This is a genomic window from Paraburkholderia sp. BL25I1N1, assembly GCF_003002025.1.
Lineage (GTDB): Bacteria > Pseudomonadota > Gammaproteobacteria > Burkholderiales > Burkholderiaceae > Paraburkholderia.
Genome location: NZ_PVZB01000001.1, coordinates 563,305 through 579,644, shown reverse-complemented (window position 1 = coordinate 579,644; position 16,340 = coordinate 563,305). Strand labels below are relative to the sequence as shown.

Annotated in this window: 19 protein-coding genes and 1 pseudogene; 11 read left to right on the top strand and 9 right to left on the bottom strand. The window is 63.1% G+C overall.

From position 1 onward, the window contains the following. Positions 1–27: 27 nt before the first annotated feature. Positions 28–327, top strand: a complete 300-nt coding sequence (locus B0G73_RS02615; protein WP_106277580.1) for a 2Fe-2S iron-sulfur cluster-binding protein — start codon at positions 28–30, stop codon at positions 325–327. A gap of 80 nt (positions 328–407) precedes the next feature. Here B0G73_RS02615 and B0G73_RS02610 read toward each other — a convergent pair whose 3' ends face one another. From B0G73_RS02610 to B0G73_RS02595, 4 genes are read right to left on the bottom strand one after another with little or no spacing between them, the layout of a single operon-like run. Beyond that, positions 408–1,574 (bottom strand): acyltransferase, encoded by a 1,167-nt coding sequence (locus B0G73_RS02610; RefSeq protein WP_106277579.1) that lies wholly within the window; start codon positions 1,572–1,574, stop codon positions 408–410. Between the two features lie 43 nt (positions 1,575–1,617). Further along, positions 1,618–1,812 (bottom strand): YqaE/Pmp3 family membrane protein, encoded by a 195-nt coding sequence (locus B0G73_RS02605; protein WP_106277577.1) that lies wholly within the window; start codon positions 1,810–1,812, stop codon positions 1,618–1,620. A gap of 25 nt (positions 1,813–1,837) precedes the next feature. Further along, complete coding sequence (locus B0G73_RS02600; protein ID WP_106277575.1) at positions 1,838–2,032, bottom strand: DUF1653 domain-containing protein; 195 nt, start codon at positions 2,030–2,032, stop codon at positions 1,838–1,840. A gap of 56 nt (positions 2,033–2,088) precedes the next feature. Continuing rightward, positions 2,089–2,733, bottom strand: a complete 645-nt coding sequence (locus B0G73_RS02595; protein WP_106277573.1) for a transcriptional regulator — start codon at positions 2,731–2,733, stop codon at positions 2,089–2,091. Between the two features lie 192 nt (positions 2,734–2,925). On the opposite strand from B0G73_RS02595, the gene B0G73_RS02590 reads away from it, so the two are divergent. The 3 genes from B0G73_RS02590 (at position 2,926) to infA (ending at position 4,398) form a co-directional block, all read left to right on the top strand. Beyond that, positions 2,926–3,144 carry a hypothetical protein gene (locus B0G73_RS02590; RefSeq protein WP_106277571.1) on the top strand — a complete coding sequence of 73 codons (219 nt, stop codon included), beginning with the start codon at positions 2,926–2,928 and terminating at the stop codon, positions 3,142–3,144. Positions 3,145–3,712: 568 nt separating this feature from the next. Further along, the gene (locus B0G73_RS02585; protein WP_106277569.1) at positions 3,713–3,994 is read left to right on the top strand and encodes a hypothetical protein; all 282 of its coding nucleotides are present in this window, start codon (positions 3,713–3,715) and stop codon (positions 3,992–3,994) included. A gap of 131 nt (positions 3,995–4,125) precedes the next feature. Next, entirely contained in the window at positions 4,126–4,398 is a 273-nt protein-coding gene (gene infA, locus B0G73_RS02580) for a translation initiation factor IF-1 (RefSeq protein WP_012427521.1), read from the top strand. 241 nt (positions 4,399–4,639) lie between these two features. Here infA and B0G73_RS02575 read toward each other — a convergent pair whose 3' ends face one another. Continuing rightward, positions 4,640–5,383: a GntR family transcriptional regulator gene (locus tag B0G73_RS02575; protein WP_106277727.1), complete on the bottom strand. Its 744-nt coding sequence runs from the start codon at positions 5,381–5,383 to the stop codon at positions 4,640–4,642. A gap of 118 nt (positions 5,384–5,501) precedes the next feature. Next, on the bottom strand, positions 5,502–5,864 hold the full coding sequence (locus B0G73_RS02570; protein ID WP_106277567.1) for a translation initiation factor Sui1: 363 nt from the start codon (positions 5,862–5,864) through the stop codon (positions 5,502–5,504). 391 nt (positions 5,865–6,255) lie between these two features. Between B0G73_RS02570 and B0G73_RS02560 the strand changes: the two genes are divergently transcribed. The 3 genes from B0G73_RS02560 (at position 6,256) to B0G73_RS02550 (ending at position 9,415) form a co-directional block, all read left to right on the top strand. Next, positions 6,256–7,500 carry a cyanate transporter gene (locus B0G73_RS02560; protein ID WP_308706108.1) on the top strand — a complete coding sequence of 415 codons (1,245 nt, stop codon included), beginning with the start codon at positions 6,256–6,258 and terminating at the stop codon, positions 7,498–7,500. Positions 7,501–7,677: 177 nt separating this feature from the next. Further along, a complete protein-coding gene (locus B0G73_RS02555) occupies positions 7,678–8,253 on the top strand; it encodes an ANTAR domain-containing response regulator (RefSeq protein WP_106277564.1) in 576 nt (191 codons plus the stop codon). Positions 8,254–8,263: 10 nt separating this feature from the next. Then, positions 8,264–9,415: a CmpA/NrtA family ABC transporter substrate-binding protein gene (locus tag B0G73_RS02550; RefSeq protein WP_106277562.1), complete on the top strand. Its 1,152-nt coding sequence runs from the start codon at positions 8,264–8,266 to the stop codon at positions 9,413–9,415. A gap of 67 nt (positions 9,416–9,482) precedes the next feature. Here B0G73_RS02550 and B0G73_RS40365 read toward each other — a convergent pair whose 3' ends face one another. Both B0G73_RS40365 and B0G73_RS41050 read right to left on the bottom strand, forming a co-directional pair. Further along, positions 9,483–9,632 (bottom strand): hypothetical protein, encoded by a 150-nt coding sequence (locus tag B0G73_RS40365; RefSeq protein WP_158608182.1) that lies wholly within the window; start codon positions 9,630–9,632, stop codon positions 9,483–9,485. A gap of 153 nt (positions 9,633–9,785) precedes the next feature. Further along, positions 9,786–9,933, bottom strand: a pseudogene (locus B0G73_RS41050) (DNA-binding response regulator); the annotation flags it as partial. Positions 9,934–10,039: 106 nt separating this feature from the next. On the opposite strand from B0G73_RS41050, the gene B0G73_RS02545 reads away from it, so the two are divergent. From B0G73_RS02545 to B0G73_RS02530, 4 genes are all read left to right on the top strand, one after another. Next, positions 10,040–11,128 (top strand): ABC transporter substrate-binding protein, encoded by a 1,089-nt coding sequence (locus B0G73_RS02545; RefSeq protein ID WP_106277725.1) that lies wholly within the window; start codon positions 10,040–10,042, stop codon positions 11,126–11,128. A 99-nt stretch (positions 11,129–11,227) separates the two neighbouring features. Continuing rightward, on the top strand, positions 11,228–12,997 hold the full coding sequence (locus tag B0G73_RS02540) for an iron ABC transporter permease (protein WP_106277560.1): 1,770 nt from the start codon (positions 11,228–11,230) through the stop codon (positions 12,995–12,997). Continuing rightward, complete coding sequence (locus B0G73_RS02535) at positions 12,990–14,057, top strand: ABC transporter ATP-binding protein (protein ID WP_106277558.1); 1,068 nt, start codon at positions 12,990–12,992, stop codon at positions 14,055–14,057. The genes B0G73_RS02540 and B0G73_RS02535 overlap by 8 nt, the downstream gene beginning before the upstream one ends. A 52-nt stretch (positions 14,058–14,109) precedes the next feature. Then, positions 14,110–15,189, top strand: a complete 1,080-nt coding sequence (locus tag B0G73_RS02530) for a porin (protein ID WP_106277556.1) — start codon at positions 14,110–14,112, stop codon at positions 15,187–15,189. 107 nt (positions 15,190–15,296) lie between these two features. On the opposite strand, the gene rhaS is transcribed toward B0G73_RS02530, so the two are convergent. Then, a complete protein-coding gene (rhaS, locus tag B0G73_RS02525; protein WP_106277554.1) occupies positions 15,297–16,304 on the bottom strand; it encodes a rhamnose ABC transporter substrate-binding protein in 1,008 nt (335 codons plus the stop codon). Positions 16,305–16,340: the final 36 nt, after the last annotated feature.

Genomic DNA, 16,340 nt, shown 5'->3' with positions numbered 1-16,340 from the left:
TGGCGCACTCCGTCACAGACTCACACGATGTCCGACTCCACCCGCCCGCCCCTTGTTCGCGTCGAGCCGCTCGGCTGCAGCTTCGAAGCACCCGATTCGCTGACGATTCTCGAAGCCGCCGGCTTTGCGAATCTGCGTTTGCCGCGCTCGTGCCGGAATGGGACGTGCCGGACGTGCATCTGCCGTCTGGTCAGCGGCACGGTCTCTTACACGATCGAATGGCCCGGACTGAGCAGGGAGGAAAAGGCGGAAGGTTTTATCCTGCCTTGTGTCGCGGTCGCCGAGACCGATCTGGTTATCGATGCGCCGGACGCGACGCCAACGTAATACGACATCTCCGCCATCGCCTCCTGCTGCACGCGCTGGCGGCGTGCCCGTCGTCTCGATCCGCGCCACGCCCCTTCGAATCAGCGCGCGGCGTTGTCGGACAAACTAGGCTGGCCGTCCAGCGCTTGCGCCTTCCTTTTCCACGAGAAGCGCTTGATCATCGGCAGTTCGATCTTTCGATAGCTGAAGTCCGCGGCCACAAAAGAGATGAACACCAAAGCAAACGCACAGGGCAAGAAGGTCCACGCGGACGACAGGTTTGCGAATCCCGGCATGGCGGCTGTCAGCTTTCGCAAGCAAAAGATGACGGAAAAATGGCACAGGTAAATGGAATAGGAACGCTCGCCAATCCATTCCAGCACGCGTGACACGAGCGTGGGATAGGTCAGCCCCACACTCAGCGTCGAGAACAAAGCGAGCGCCGCGCCGACGCTCACCGTCGGTATCACGTACGGCTCCTGCAGATAGTTGGGCGCGCAAAACGTCATGAGCAGCCCGACAAACAGCGCTGAGCGTCTGAACCAGGTACTTTGAACCGTGCGGCCAATCAACAATCCTGGATGCGCCCGCACGACAACAAAGATGAGGGCGCCGAGAAAGAATGCCTGAGGACGTAAAGACCATGCATAGCTGAAGTTCGGCGCCGGAAAGCTCGAGGCGATCAGGGCAATCACCGCAAATAATGCCATCGCCGTTCTCACCCGGAAAAAGGCGACGAGCAAGGCGAGCAGTATGTACAACTGCCACTCGAGCGCGAGCGACCAGAAGTGACTGTTGTAATCCGCCTGAACGCAGCGGGTCATGCCGTGCTGCGCGCAATAGGTCCAATAGAGGTTGGCAACGCCGAAAATGCCCGCCAGCGCGCCCTTCGACGCGTCCCATGCGCCCACAACCGCCGATGTCCCCACCAGCGCGCCCACGGCGATCGAAACGGCGGCCCAGAACACCAGTGCCGGAAGCAATCGTGCGCAGCGTCTGCGCCAGAAGTTTGCAAAGGCGAACGCCCTCGGTTCACGCGCCAGATGCTCGATCAACGTCTTGCATACGAGGAATCCGGAGATCGCGAAGAACAGATCCACGCCTGCCCACGGCGTCATGAAGTCGAACAGCTTGTGATATAGCGCGGGCGCCGGCAGACGATTCCGATAGTGCTGCAACATCACGAAGATAATCGCGATCGCACGAAGACACTGGATGTCGGCGTTTTTCCTGGCGCGATTGCTGGCTACGCTGGCTACGGTATCCATACGGACTTCACGTTGCGGCCGGGTGTTCGTGATAGGTCACCCTTTACCGCCCATTCCCCATCGCCCGCTCAATTTTCCTGTCGGTGTTGTACTGGCTCAGCGCATACACCGACCAGATCGCGGCCGGAATCCAGCCGATCAACGTGATTTGCAGGATCAGGCAGATGATGCCCGCAAACGGGCGGCCGATCGTAAAGAACTGGAACCACGGCAGAATGATGGCAAGCAGTAGGCGCATGCGGATTTCCCGTTGTTGATACTGACTAGTCGATCGGCGCGAAGCGCGGCGCCTTGGCGCCGTCCACTTCGATCATTTCGAAAAATACCGAAGCCGGACGCGTCCAGATCGTACCATTGCTCGCTTTGTAGACGATCATCGTGACCGTCGGGTCCGACTCGAGCGTGGCCTCGCAAACCAGTTCGTAAATCCCGCCTTTGTAATGCCGGTATCGCACCATTCCGTTCTCCCTGAATCGATCCATCTCGACCGTTAAGCACGGCAACGGCCGAGCCGTCAGCCGCTCTCTTTCATCTGCTTGAGAATCTTGTAGACCGTGGCGCGCCCCATCGTCAGCACGGCGGCCACGTAGTTCGCGGAACTGCGGCCGCGAAACGCGCCTTGTGCGTGCAGCGCCTCGACGATTTCCCGCTTGTGCTCGCGCGTGAGCGCATTGATGCCGATCTGCCGCTCGCGCAGCCACGTGTGCAGATACGTGTTGATGCGGTCCTGCCAGTCGTCGCGGAACAGTTCCTCGGTGGGCGCGTCCGTCAGATTGCCGCCTTTGATGAACAGATCGAGCGTGGAGCGCACATCTTCGAACACCGCGATATTGAAGTTGATGCACAGCATGCCGGCCGGCTTGCCGTCGTCGTCGAACAGGATGTTGCTCACGCAACGCATGCGCCGGCCGTCCCAGTTGAGCTTTTCGTACGGGCCGATGGTCTGGCCGCGCGCCGCGTAATGGACTTCGTCCAGCACCGACGGCCCGCCGACTTCGAGCTTCGACAGGTTGTTCACGAGATAGGCGATAGTCTGGTCGCGCAGGTCGTGAATCACCACTTCGGCACACGGGTAGAAAAGCGCCGCGATGCCGTCGGCGATGGGAGCGTAGCGCTCGAGCAGCAGGTCTTTCACGGGAGACACGTTTGGGTTGCGCATGGGCAGTCGCAATGTTCGAAGGATGCGGCAACTCGCCATTGTAGCCACCCGGCCCGGGCCCGGCGACCATGGCGCCGGCACGCCCGCAAAAAAACGAACGCCGATGCGCTTCTTCACGCGGCGAATTTTGTCCGCTTGGCGAGCGATTTTTTTTCGTGCGATAAAAGACCCATCTATTTCACGGAGCAACTGATGGCCACGCTTGAAGCGTTTCGCGCCGTGCTGGATGACGAAGGCACGCCGGAAATCATCCGCAATCACATCATCGATTCGCTGCAGTACACGCTGCGCAATCATGGACAGATTTTCACATCGAAGGAAGTCGAATGGCTGGCCGGCTGGGACGACGCCCGCATTCCGCTGGCGGCGTCGCGCGAGCTGCAGAAGCGTGTCGCCGAAACTTCCCGCTGACGCACGAGTCTGTTGATCGTCCCGTGCCCGCGCCATGACGGCGCAACCTTCACCCGGCGTGCCGCTCATGCCCCGGCATGCCGGCCGCGACCACTGGGGCGCCCTCGAAGCCCCGCCCGCCGGGCGGTTTGCCCCTGCCTGGAACTTTTTGCTATCCAATTAGCCCCATTTAGTGCATCATATTGGAATAGCTGTGCCCCGCATTCGCATTAGCAGGCAACATCAGGCAACTCCGGATAGTCTCGAACCGGCGTCTGCGCACCACCCCCGACTGTTCGACCGCCGCCCGCCGGCGATCCCGTCACTCCGGCAATGCGTCGCAAGCATTCGCCGTCGCGAGTCGTGCAGCTGAGTGTTCAGCTTTACGCGCCCGGTGTCTGCGCGACATCAGCGTGTTTCTTCTCCATCGAACCCGCGATTTTTGCGCGGTCGCGCTCAAGCCCTTGCCATCGGGCCTGTGCCAACCTTTTTCCATGGCGGCGCGCCCCAAGGTGCAGCGCTGCCCGGCCTGTCGTGCCGCGCGTAACACGCGTGACACGTCGGCCACGTATTACAGGACACGTGCTTCATGAATTCAGTTGTCAAGACGTACAAGGGTTATGAAATTCACCCGCTCGTCTATCCGCGCCGCCCGGCGGACGGTCAGGCGAGCCGCAATCCGGACGCCGGCTACGACGCGTCGGTGCGCATCTGCCGCGTGGGCGCCAATGCGGCGGCCGACGGGCGTGTGTTCCGTCTGCAGTACCTGTTTCCGTTCGACGGCACGGGCAAGGCGCGCATTGCGTGCATGGCCCACGCCGAACAATTGATCGACGGCCGTGTAGACGGCCAGTCCGTCGCCGATCTTTGAGCGGTACTATCGGCACATAGGCCGATACCGCAGTACGGCGGGCTCGAAAAGCCCGCTTTTGCCCCCATCTGATGTTGTGCTGCCCGGCGTGGGCGACCAACACCCCTTATCCCATCGACCAGGAGTTATGCATGGCGAAAGAAGAACTGCTTGAACTTGACGGTATCGTCGACGAAGTACTTCCGGACAGCCGTTACCGCGTGACGCTCGACAACGGCGTCGTGGTAGGCGCTTACGCGTCCGGACGCATGCGCAAGAACCACATCCGTATTCTCGCGGGCGACCGCGTGACGCTGGAACTGTCGGTCTACGATCTGACCAAAGGCCGGATCAATTTCCGTCACAAAGACGAGCGCGCCACCGGTGGCGGCGGTGCTCGCAACACGCAATTCCGTCGCCGTTAAGGCTGGCGGCACGCTGACCGCGCCCCGCACGGTCCTGGCGTGATCCATTGCGATTGAGTTGTACGCGAAGCCATTCGCGCGCCTTCTCCGGCTTGACTCGCTGATCCAATCACTCGAGCCTGAGCGGCGCGCTGCGGCATCGCTTTGTCGCAGCCGGGTTTTGCCCGGATTTCTCAAGCACTGGCGCTTTCCACTGCCAGCAGGCGTTTCGCAGCCGTCCTCGCCTCCTCCATACGCACGCTTAAAGTCCGAACACCGCCCCGAGATTTTCTCCGGCGGCGCTTTTGCGCACCTGCTCGATCACCCGCTCTTCCAGTTCCGCCAGATGTTCGCGCATCGCCGACAGGGCAACGCCGAGGTCGCCCGCGTCGAGTGCGTCGATGATTTGCGTGTGTTCATCCGCGGAGCAGGTCGAGCCCTTTGACGGGTCGAAGAGCGCTTTGTACAGCTCGGTCTTGGCGACCAGTTGCCCGACCAGCCCGAGCAATTCCGTGCCGCCGGCCAGCTCCGTCAGCAGCACATGAAACTGGCCGGCAAGACGCACGGATTCTTCGACAGCGCCCGCTCTCATTGCCTTCTCCTCGCTGCGCACGTGCGCGCGCAGGCGCCGCTTGTGCGGCGCGCTCAACGTCCCGCACAAAGCCGCGACGATGCCCGCCTCGACGATCTGCCGCGCGCGATACACCTGGCGAATGTCTTCTTCCGACGGCGACGGCACGAACGCCCCGCGATTCGCCTCCAGCACGAGCTTGCCCTCGAAGCCGAGCCGTGCCAGCACCTTGCGCAGCGCGCCGCGCGTGCAGCCGAACGCGGCGGCGAGATCGCGTTCGACGAGTTGCGCGCCCGGCCGCAGGCGTCCTTGCAACAACGCCGCGGTGATGGACGCATAAATGCGCTCTTCGACGCTGATCGCATCGTCGTCGCTTGCGGCTTGAATGGGCGTTTCGGTGTCGGCAGGCGACGCAGGGCGGGGACGGGGAGCCATGAATTCAATAGTCGGGAACGGAGCGATGTCGGCAGGCATTCTAGCGGCAGCGGCTCCGGCCGTCAGTTGCGCTCCCATTGAGAAAGCCACTTTGCAGGGAGACGTTCGAGCGTTGAGCTTAACCCCCAGCCCGCTTCGCCTGATGGTCGGCCTTCTTTAGCGCCTCGATCACCCGTTCGCAATGATCGCCCTGCACTTCGATCACGCCATCCTTGACCGTACCGCCAGAACCGCAGGCCGTGCGTAACTGCTTGCCTAGCGAGGCCAAGGCAACAGGATCGAGCACGAGGCCCTTCACGAGCGTCACGCTTTTCCCGCCTCGGCCCTTGGTCTCGCGAGACACTCGCGCCACGCCGTCACCTGCCGCTCGTGTCCTGGCGATCGTCTTGCAGACACATTGCGCGAGCGCCCGGCTGCATTCGGGACACATGCGGCCGTTTTCGGTGGAATAGACAAGGCCGCCTTTCGAACTGGTTTTCATCGTGCATCGTGATTTTGCTGACAACCGACAGCATATCCTGACCATGGAAAGTCGCCAGCCAAGGCAACACGAATGCTTTGGTCGGCCTCGTGCTTGCGGCCTTCGTGTGCGTAACGTCCATCGAGGCGCTGACGCACTCAGCGTGTCGTACACCATGCCGAACGTCTGCCGGACGAAGCGTTTGCAGCGCTCGTGGGCGAGGCCACCCAGCTGATCACGCGGTATCTGCAGTGCTATCCGGATGGAAGGGAGAGCGGCGAGCGTCCGCAAAAGCGTCTCGCGTTATACCGGCCATCACGAAAATGGTTAACCATTTTTTGATATTATGGTTGACCACAAAAGCGCCTTGCACGGTTTTTCACGCCGCCCATCCCTCCCCACCAGGACCAAAGTGACTCCGCCCTCCAGCGCCAATCCGACCCACGCTCCCGCTCACCACGCCACCGCGGCACTAAGGTGGCAGGACGTCGTCTGGCTGGGGGCGATCGTCGTGATCGGCATCAATCTGCGTCCGCTGCTCACCTCCATCAGTCCTTTGATGACGACGATCCGCGCCGCAACCGGCCTCAGCTTCTACGGCGCGTCGTTGCTGACCAGCCTGCCGGTCGTCGCGATGGGCATCGGTGCATTCGGTGCGGGCGCGTTGACCCGCACGGTCGGCGAAACACGCGGTGTCGCGCTCGGCTTGCTGGCCATCGCGCTGGCTTGCGCGGCGCGGTGGAGCGCGTCGACCGGCGCGGCGCTGCTCGCCACGGCGTTGCTCGCCGGCGTGGGCGTCGCGGCGATTCAGGCGCTCCTGCCCGCCGTGATGAAGCAGCGCTTTCATGCGCGCGTGCCGCTCGCGATGGGCGTGTTCTCCGCGTCGATCATGGGCGGCGGCGGCCTGGGCGCGAGTTTGAGTCCGTGGGTGAGTCGCGCGGCGCAGTCATGGCATGCGGGGCTCGCGGTGTGGGCACTTCCGGCTTGCGTCGCGCTGCTGTGCTGGTGGGCATTGAACCGGCAGTCCCCGTCGAACGGCGCCGCCGCCCACGCTGCGTCCGCGCATGCCGTCCCGCTTTCGCTATGGCGCACGCGGCGCGCGTGGACGCTCGGCCTCTACTTCGGCATCGTCAACGGCGGCTATACGAGTCTGGTCGCGTGGCTGCCGGCGTTTTACCAGCAACGCGGCGTGAGCGTCGCGGCAAGCGGGTCGCTGCTGGCAGGCATGACGGTGTTCCAGGCCGCCGCGGCCCTGTTGCTGCCGCTCGCCGCGGCGTCGTTCCGCGATCGCCGGCCGTGGCTCATGCTCGGCCTAACCGCGCAACTGGCCGGTCTGCTTGGCTTGATCGTCTGGCCCGACGCCGCACCCTTGCTGTGGGTCGGCGTGGCAGGCGCGGGACTCGGCGGGACTTTTTCGCTGACGCTCGTGACCGCCATGGATCATTCGGCCGACCATCGTGTGGCCGGCAAGCTGATCGCGTTCACGCAGGGCGTCGGCTTCATCGTGGCGGCTATCGCGCCGGTCGTGGCCGGCCTCGTGCGAGGTTGGAGCGGGAGCTTCGGCGGCGCGTGGATCATGCTGGCCGGCTGCGTCGTCGCAATGATCGCCGTCGGTTTTCTGTTCTCGCCCCGCAGTTACAGCGCGTGGCGCCAGTGAAATGAGCGGCGCCGCCATGCGCCGCTTCGGTGCGTCGGCCGGACGCGCCCCACGCAGGTGCAGCCGCAGCGGTCTAAGCCGCCGCTAAGTCCGTGCCTGCTTTCGTTTCACCTTCGCGCGTATCGGTGGCATAGCCGTTGCTTTATACAACGCTAGCCGTCGATAAAACCCCACTCCATGCTGCGCGTTCTCCTCGTAACCGACACCGATAAGCCCATCGGCGACCTTCGCGACGCCCTTGCCCGCCTCGGCTACGAGATGCTGGCGGGCACCGCGACGCCGCAAGCGCTGCATCGCGTGGTGCAGAGCGAGCGGCCGGACGTCATCATCATCGATACCGAATCGCCGTCGCGCGACACGCTCGAACAACTTGCCGTGATGAACGCCACCGCGCCGCGTCCGGTGCTGATGTTCAGCCACGACGCCAACCAGCAATTGATTCGCGACGCCGTCGGCGCGGGCGTCACGGCCTATCTCGTCGAAGGTCTCGCGACCGAGCGTCTCGCGCCGATCCTCGAAGTCGCGCTCGCGCGTTTTGCGCAGGAATCGCAGTTGCGCGAACGTCTCGCGCAAGTCGAGAACGAACTCGCCGAGCGCAAGCTGATCGATCGGGCCAAACGCATCCTGATGGATCAGCAGAAAATCACCGAACACGCCGCCTACGCCAGCCTGCGCAAACGCGCGATGAACCAGGGCGTCAAACTCGCCGAGATCGCGCGCGCCATTGTCGCGGCGGCTGACTCGCTCAAATGAAGCGCCGTCCATGAACTCTCCTACTTCACTCGCCACCACGTCCGCATCGGGACAGCTCGAGAAGACTCATTTGCGGCTCGGTTTCGTGGCGCTTTCGGACGCCGCACCGCTCGTCGCCGCCAAGCTGCTCGAATTCGGCCATGCGCACGGCCTGACGCTGGAGTTGTCGCGCCAGCCTTCATGGGCCGCCGTGCGCGACAAACTGTTGTCGGGCGATCTGGATGCGGCCCATGCGCTCTACGGACTCGTCTACGGCGTGCAGCTGGGCCTCGGTGGACCGCAAACCGAGATGGCGGTGCTGATGGTGCTCAACCGCAATGGCCAGGCCATCACACTGTCGAACCGTCTCGCCGATGCGCTCGCCGAACACGGCACGCTACCCAGGGCGCTCGCCACGCTCGGCCGCAAACCCGTCTTCGCGCAAACCTTCCCAACCGGCACGCACGCGATGTGGCTGTACTACTGGCTCGCGTCGCAAGGCGTGGATCCGTTGCGGGGGATCGAGAGCGTGGCGATTCCGCCGCCGCAAATGGTCGCGGCGCTCGCCGACGACAAACTCGACGGCCTCTGTGTCGGCGAGCCCTGGAACGCGCAGGCAGAAGCGCAAGGCGTCGGCAGAACGATCGCTTATACGAGCGACGTGTGGCCGGATCATCCCGACAAAGTGCTGGCGTGCCGCCGCGATTTTGTCAGCGCGAATCCGAATGCCGCGCGCGCTCTCGTGCAGACCATGCTCGAAGCATGCCGCTGGCTCGACGGCGCGGGACACCGCGAGGAAATCGCACGCTGGCTTGCGCGGCCCGAATATGTCGGCATTGATGAAGCGTTGATCGCGGCACGTTTGGGCGACCAGATTGCCGCTTCATCGCCGGGCGGTTTGCCCATACGCTTCTTCGACAATGGCGCGGTCAACTACCCGCATGCGTTCGAAGGTGCGTGGTTTCTCACGCAATTCGAACGATGGGGCATGATCGACGCGCGTGCGGAATATGCGGACGTTGCCGCGCGGATCAACCAGACGCAGTTGTATCGCGAGGCGGCCGTCACTGTGAACGTGGCCGTGCCGGAAAAAGGCGCCTCTCAGGTCTTGATCGACGGCGAAACGTGGCGCGAAGATACGTCACCCACTGCTTATGCACAGCGCTTTCCGATTCGCCGCTGAGTGGTTGACCGGTTGAGTGATCGAGTAGTCAAGCGGCTGAATGACGCCGTATGGCGTAATCGCTCAGCTAGCCGCTCCGTTCCGCCAGCAGATCGATCCGGCCTGTCACGTCGCCCCGCACGTCCAGCTCGAAACCGGGATTGATACCAGGCGAGCGCATCACCCGCAAGCGGTGGAGCGTCACGCCGCGTGCGACCTTATGCAGCAGCAGCGCCACACGCTTGAGTCAATAGCCGTTGTCCGCATCGAGCCGCGACTGCAAGAGCAACGGCCGCGATGCGCCCCGCCTGCTGCACAGCGCGATTCAGCTGCCTTCAATGCCCCTTCGCCTACGATCGTTAGGCACCCTATCCTTCTCGACATCGATATCGCCACGGCTGCGACGTAGTAGCACACGTGCGCGCGCATCCATTTCCGTGAGAGAGAATGGTGTGGCGAAAACAGTCGTCGGCGCTCAGATCGAGACCATGCGCGCGCTCTCCCGCCGAGCCGTGCGCGCTCAGTATCAGCACGGGTAGTCGACTGTCAATGTCGCTGGTCAGCGCGTCGGTGACCAGGCGGGACAGGATCGGACTGTATTCATTCGCCTACACAAAACCAACATCGAGATATCTGGAGGACGACGTGCAAATCAACTTCAAGGCCCTGGCTGTCGCTGTCGCATTCGCAACGAATTCAGCGTGGGCGGCCATTCCACCCGGTTATCCCACTGACTACCAGGCCACGGTCGACGGTGCGAAAAAGGAAGGCAAGCTGATCGTCTATTCGGTCACGGACACCGCGCTGGTGCGTCCACTCATCAAGGATTTTGAAAGCCTCTATGGCGTCAAAGTCGAATACAACGACATGAACACCACCGAGCTGTACAACCGCTACATCAGCGAAAACGCGGCCAGCGGCGTGAGCGCCGATGTGCTGTGGAGCTCGGCCATGGACCTGCAGATCAAGCTCGTCAACGACGGCCTGATGACCGCTTACGAATCCCCCGAAGCGAAGCAGTTGCCGCAGTGGGCGCAGTACCAGAAGCAGGCGTACGGCACCACGTACGAGCCGCTCGCGATCGTCTACAACAAACGCCTCATGCCGGCCGGCGAGGTGCCGCAAACGCGCGCTGATCTGATCAAACTGCTGCAAGACAAATCCGACAGGTTCAAAGGCCGCGTCACCACTTACGACATCGAAAAGTCCGGCGTCGGCTTCAACTATCTGACCCAGGACGTACGCGTCAACCCGCAGGTCACGTGGGATCTGGTCAAGGCCATGGGCGCCACCGGCCCGAAGCTGCAATCGAGCACGGGCGCGATGATGGAGCGCATCTCCTCCGGTGAGAACCTGATCGGCTACAACATTCTCGGCTCGTACGCGGTCATCAAGGCGAAGAAAGATCCATCTATCGGTTATGTCTACCCGAAAGACTACACGCTGGTGGCGAGCCGGCTCGTGACCATTTCGAAGAAAGCGCAAAGCCCGAACGCCGCGAAGCTGTGGGTCGACTATCTGCTCTCGCGACGCGGCCAGACGCTGTTGGCGAATCAGGCGGGTCTGTTCTCGATTCGCGCCGACGTGGAAGGCGAAACGTCGATGGCGGCCCTCACGAAGCAACTCGGCAACTCGCTTAAACCAGTCCCTATCGGCGCGGAACTGCTGGTCTATCTCGATCAGTCGAAGCGCCTCGAATTCCTCAAGCAGTGGCAACAGTCCATCAGGCGCTAGCCGTTCGCGTTTGACGCCCAAGCGGCCGCGCTGACACGCGCGGCGGCCCTTCTTTCCAGACCTGTCGATGTGCGGCCAGCGTGCCGCAGGGGGACCCTCATGCCTTTCACCAGCGCAACCGGACACCGCGCCGCGCTACCGCACGCGGCAAACGGCCGCTCCAACGGCGCGATACCGCCCGGCGCACTTCAGCCGTTCTTGGGGCTGCTGCGCTGGCTCGTCATCGCGGTTCTAACCGTGGCGGTGGCGCTGCCGCTCGGCTTCATCCTGCTGCAGAGCGTGCTGAACGCACCGTTCTTCGACGCGAAGCGCGCCTTCGGCCTCAGCGGTTTCGAATTCATTTTCAGCGACCCGGACTTCTGGTCGGCACTGAAAAACTCATTTGTCATCGCAGCCGGAATGCTGTTCATCTCGATTCCGCTCGGCGGCATTCTCGCGTTCCTGATGGTGCGCACCGACCTGCCCGGCCGTCGCTGGCTCGAACCGCTGCTGCTCACGCCGGTGTTCGTCTCGCCGATGGTGCTCGCGTTCGGCTATGTGGTCGCGGCCGGCCCGGTCGGCTTTTATTCGGTCTGGTGGATGGAGCTGTTCGGCACCGCGGAAGCGCCGTGGACCGTGTACTCGGTATTCGCCATCACGGTGATCGTCGGCCTCACGCATGTGCCGCACGTGTATCTGTATTCGTCGGCGGCGCTGCGTAATCTCGGCTCGGACGTCGAGGAAGCGGCGCGTGTCGCCGGCGCGCGGCCGTTTCGCGTCGCGCTCGACGTCAGCCTGCCGATGACGCTGCCCGCGCTGCTGTTCGCCGGCGTGCTGGTGTTCTTCCTCGGCTTCGAAGTGTTCGGCCTGCCGCTCGTGCTCGGCGATCCCGAAGGGCACCTCGTGCTGGCCACGTATCTCTACAAGCTCACCAACAAACTCGGCATTCCCTCGTATCACCTGATGGCCGCGGTCGCGATGTGCATCGTCGCGATCACATTCCCGCTCGTGCTGCTGCAACGCCGGCTGCTGAAGAGTGCGAATCGATTCGTCACGGTCAAGGGCAAAGCGGGACGTCAGACTGTACTGCCGCTCGGCGCATGGCGCTGGATCGCACTCGCGATCGTCGCGCTGTGGCTGCTGCTGACGGTGTTCGTGCCGATCTCCGGCATCACGTTGCGCGCGTTCGTCACCAATTGGGGACAAGGCGTGCATCTCGGCGACGTTCTCACGCTCGCCAACTTCGCCGAACTGTTCGAGCAGGACACCCTGGTGCGCGCGATTCTGAACACGCTCGGCATCGGCGTGATAGGCGGTGCGCTGGCGGTGGGCTTCTATTCGCTGGTGGCATTTGCCGGCCATCGCCGCAACGACTGGGCCACGCGTCTGCTCGATTACCTCGTGCTGTTGCCGCGCGCGGTGCCGGGGCTGCTCGCCGGTCTCGCCTTCCTGTGGATCTTTCTCTTCGTGCCCGGCCTGAAGGAACTGAAGAACTCCATGTGGAGCATCTGGATCGCGTACACGGTCGTGTGGCTCGCGTACGGCATGCGTCTGATTCAGAGCGCCCTGTTGCAGGTCGGCCCCGAGCTCGAAGAAGCGGGACGCAGCGCCGGCGGCACGCGTGCACGCGTGAGTCTCGATGTGACGCTGCCGCTCGTGCGCTTCGGTTTGCTCGCGGCGTGGCTGCTGATCTTCATGATCTTCGAGCGCGAGTATTCGACCGCGGTCTATCTGCTTTCTCCCGGCACCGAAGTGATCGGCGCGCTGCTGGTGTCGCTGTGGGCGACCGGTGCGGTCGATCAGGTCGCGGCGCTTTCTGTCATCAACATCGCGATGGTCGGCGCCGGGCTCGGCGTCGCGCTGCGTTTCGGAGTGAAATTGCATGGATAAGCTCAAGGTCGACAATCTCTTTCTCAGCTACGGCGACAACCCGATTCTCAACGGCGTGTCGTTCGAACTGAACCCCGGCGAGGTGGTCTGCCTGCTGGGTGCATCGGGCAGCGGCAAGACCACGCTGCTGCGCGCGGTGGCCGGACTCGAACAACCGTCGGCGGGTCGCATCGAACTGGACGGCAAGGCGTTTTTCGACGACGCCACGCGTGTCGATCTGCCGGTCGAGCAGCGCTCGCTCGGACTCGTGTTCCAGTCGTATGCGCTGTGGCCGCATCGCACGGTGGCCGAGAACGTCGGCTATGGATTGAAACTGCGGCGCGTCGTCGGCGCCGAACAGAAAAGGCGCGTGCAAGCGGCACTCGACCAGCTCGGCCTTGGCCACCTTGCCGCGCGTTATCCGTATCAGCTCTCAGGCGGTCAGCAACAGCGCGTGGCGGTTGCGCGGGCGCTCGTCTACAACCCGCCGGTGATTCTGCTCGACGAACCGCTCTCCAATCTCGACGCCAAGCTGCGCGAAGAAGCGCGCGCGTGGTTGCGTGAACTGATCGTGTCATTGGGTCTTTCTGCGTTGTGCGTGACGCACGACCAGACCGAAGCGATGGCGATGTCCGATCGCATCCTTCTGCTGCGCAACGGCCGCATCGAACAGGAAGGCTCGCCCGCCGAACTGTACGGCGCGCCCCGCTCGCTCTACACCGCCGAATTCATGGGCAGCAACAACCGCATCGAGGCATGCGTGGCCGCGGTTGACGGCGACCGCGTGACGCTTGCCGGCGACGGCTGGGAACTGCAGGCGCAAGCGCGCGAAGCGCTGACCGCCGGACAGCATGCGCATGCCGTGATTCGCCTCGAACGCGTGCAGGTCGCCGACGGTCCCGGTGCGAACCGGCTCGAAGCCGAACTCGTCACGTCGATGTATCTCGGCGACCGCTGGGAATACCTGTTCCATTGCGGCGGCTTGCGGCTGCGCGCCTTTGGCCACGTGCCGCGCGCGGCCGGCCGGCACTGGATCGAATTCCCCGCCAACGACTGCTGGGCGTTCGCACAGGCGAGTTGAGCGCGCGCCGCAACCGGACCGAAGCAAAAAAACCAACCGAAGGAGACGGGTGATGAACTTGAACATGAAGAAAGCGACTTTCAGCGTGACCTGCGCCGGATTCGCCGGTTTTGCCGCCGGGGGCGCACAGGCGCAGTCGAGCGTGACCATTTACGGTATCGTCGACGCGGGCATCGAATACGTGAACCATGCCAGCCCCGGCGGCGACGCCGTGCGTCTCGTGCCGGGCGCGAGGAACACTTCGCGCTGGGGTTTGCGCGGCGTCGAGGAACTCGGCGGCGGATTGAAAGCGCTGTTTCAGCTGGAGAGCGGCATCAACACCATGAACGGTCAGTTCGATGATGGCCCCGGTGCGATCTTCGCCCGCCGCGCGTTCATCGGTCTGAAAAACCGTTTCGGGCAAGTCACGCTCGGCCGCAATTTCACCACCACGTTCGACTACGTCCTGCCGTTCGACCCGATGGGCTACGCGCCAAACTATTCGTGGGTTATCTCGTCGACCGCGACGGGTGGCCGGCGAGACCTCATATTCGTGCGTTCGTCCAACGCGGTGCGTTACGACGGCACCTTTTCCGGCTTCAAGTTCGGTGCAATGTATGGGTTCGGCAATGTGCCCGGCAGCATGAAGACGAGTGCCAAATATGATTTCGGCCTCGGCTACGAAAACGGGCCGTTCGCCGCAGTCGTCACTTTCGACCGGCAGAACGGCGCAAGCGGCAGCGTCACGCCGGCGGACACCACTGACTACATTCAAGGCATGCACGCAGGTGTCAGCTATGACTTCGGCCAGGTCAAGGCGATGGCCGGCTATCGAAGCTACCGGCGTGCGTTCCATACCGCCGCGCCGGCGCTACGGAGCGACATGTACTGGATCGGCGGCCAGTACGAGGCAACGCCGATGCTCACGCTGACCGCCGCGATCTATCACCAGAACATCAAGGACGCGAGCGATGCCGATCCGACGCTGTTTTCGCTGCGCGCACAGTACGCCCTGTCGAAACGCACGTCGCTGTATCTGGCGGGCGGCTATGCGATGGCGAAGCACGGCAACCCAGTGAGTGTGTCGCGCGATCTGACCGGCACGGCGGATACGCAGGCAGGTGTCACCGCGGGTATTCAGCAGCGTTTCTGATGCTTTAGCTTGCCGGGCGCGCGGCGACGAAGCGCTCACAGTCTCTGAATTCTGCTATTTGCAGAGCACCTCAGCTGCGCAACGTCACGCGGCTGAGGTGTGGCCGCTCAGAAATTGAAGTTATCGATATTGCTCGAATCGAACGTGGTCGGCGGTCCGAGAATGATTTCGCCTTGCGGCCCGATGGTGCGTTTGCCGAGCTTGCCGGCCTCGAACGACTCGCCTTCCTTGCCGCTGATCGTGCCCGACGCCAGCGCTGCCGCGGCATACGCAGCCAGGTAGCCGAGTTGACCCGGATCCCACAACTGGAACGCCTTCACGGTGCCGTTTTTCACGAACGCGCGCATCTGGTTCGGCGTGCCGAGACCGGTCACCGCCACCTTGCCTTTACTCGACGAAGTCGAAATATAACGCGCGGCAGCCGCAATCCCCACCGTGGTCGGCGCGACGATCGCCTTCAGATTCGGATACGCCTGCAACAGGCCCTGCGTTTCCGTGAACGACTTCTGATCGTCGTCGTTACCGTAGGCGATTTTTACCAGTTTGATCTTCGAATACTCGGGCTTTTTCAGCTCCTCCTGCATCCACTTGATCCAGGTGTTCTGATTGGTTGCGTTGGGCGTGGCCGACAACACCGCGAACTCGCCTTCGCCGCCCATCAGTTTCGCGACCAGTTGAACCTGGCCACGGCCGATGCCTTCCGCGTTCGCCTGATTGACGAACAGTTGACGGCCCTCGGGCGCCGTATCCGAGTCGAAGGTCACCACCTTGATGCCTTGCGACATCGCCTTCTTCAGATACGGCACGACCGCGTTGGCGTCGTTGGCGGCGATCACGATCGCGTCCTGCCGCTGCGTAATCAGCGTGTTGATGTATTGCACCTGCGACGAAGCGCCCGCGTCCGACGGCCCCACCGCCTTGCCCACGCCCTTGAACTCCTTGATCGCGGCCATGCCGCCATCGTCGGCGATCACCTCGTAGGGGTTGTTGATCTGCTTGGGCACGAATGCGATTTTCAGCCCGCTTTTCAGGTCCGCGGCGGACGCGGCGCAACTGATCGCGAGCAACGCGACGCACAGCGCCGCGCTGCCGGTGTGACGTAGAGGTTTGAACATGAAGTGTCTCCTGCCTTGTTGGACGTGGTGTTGTCC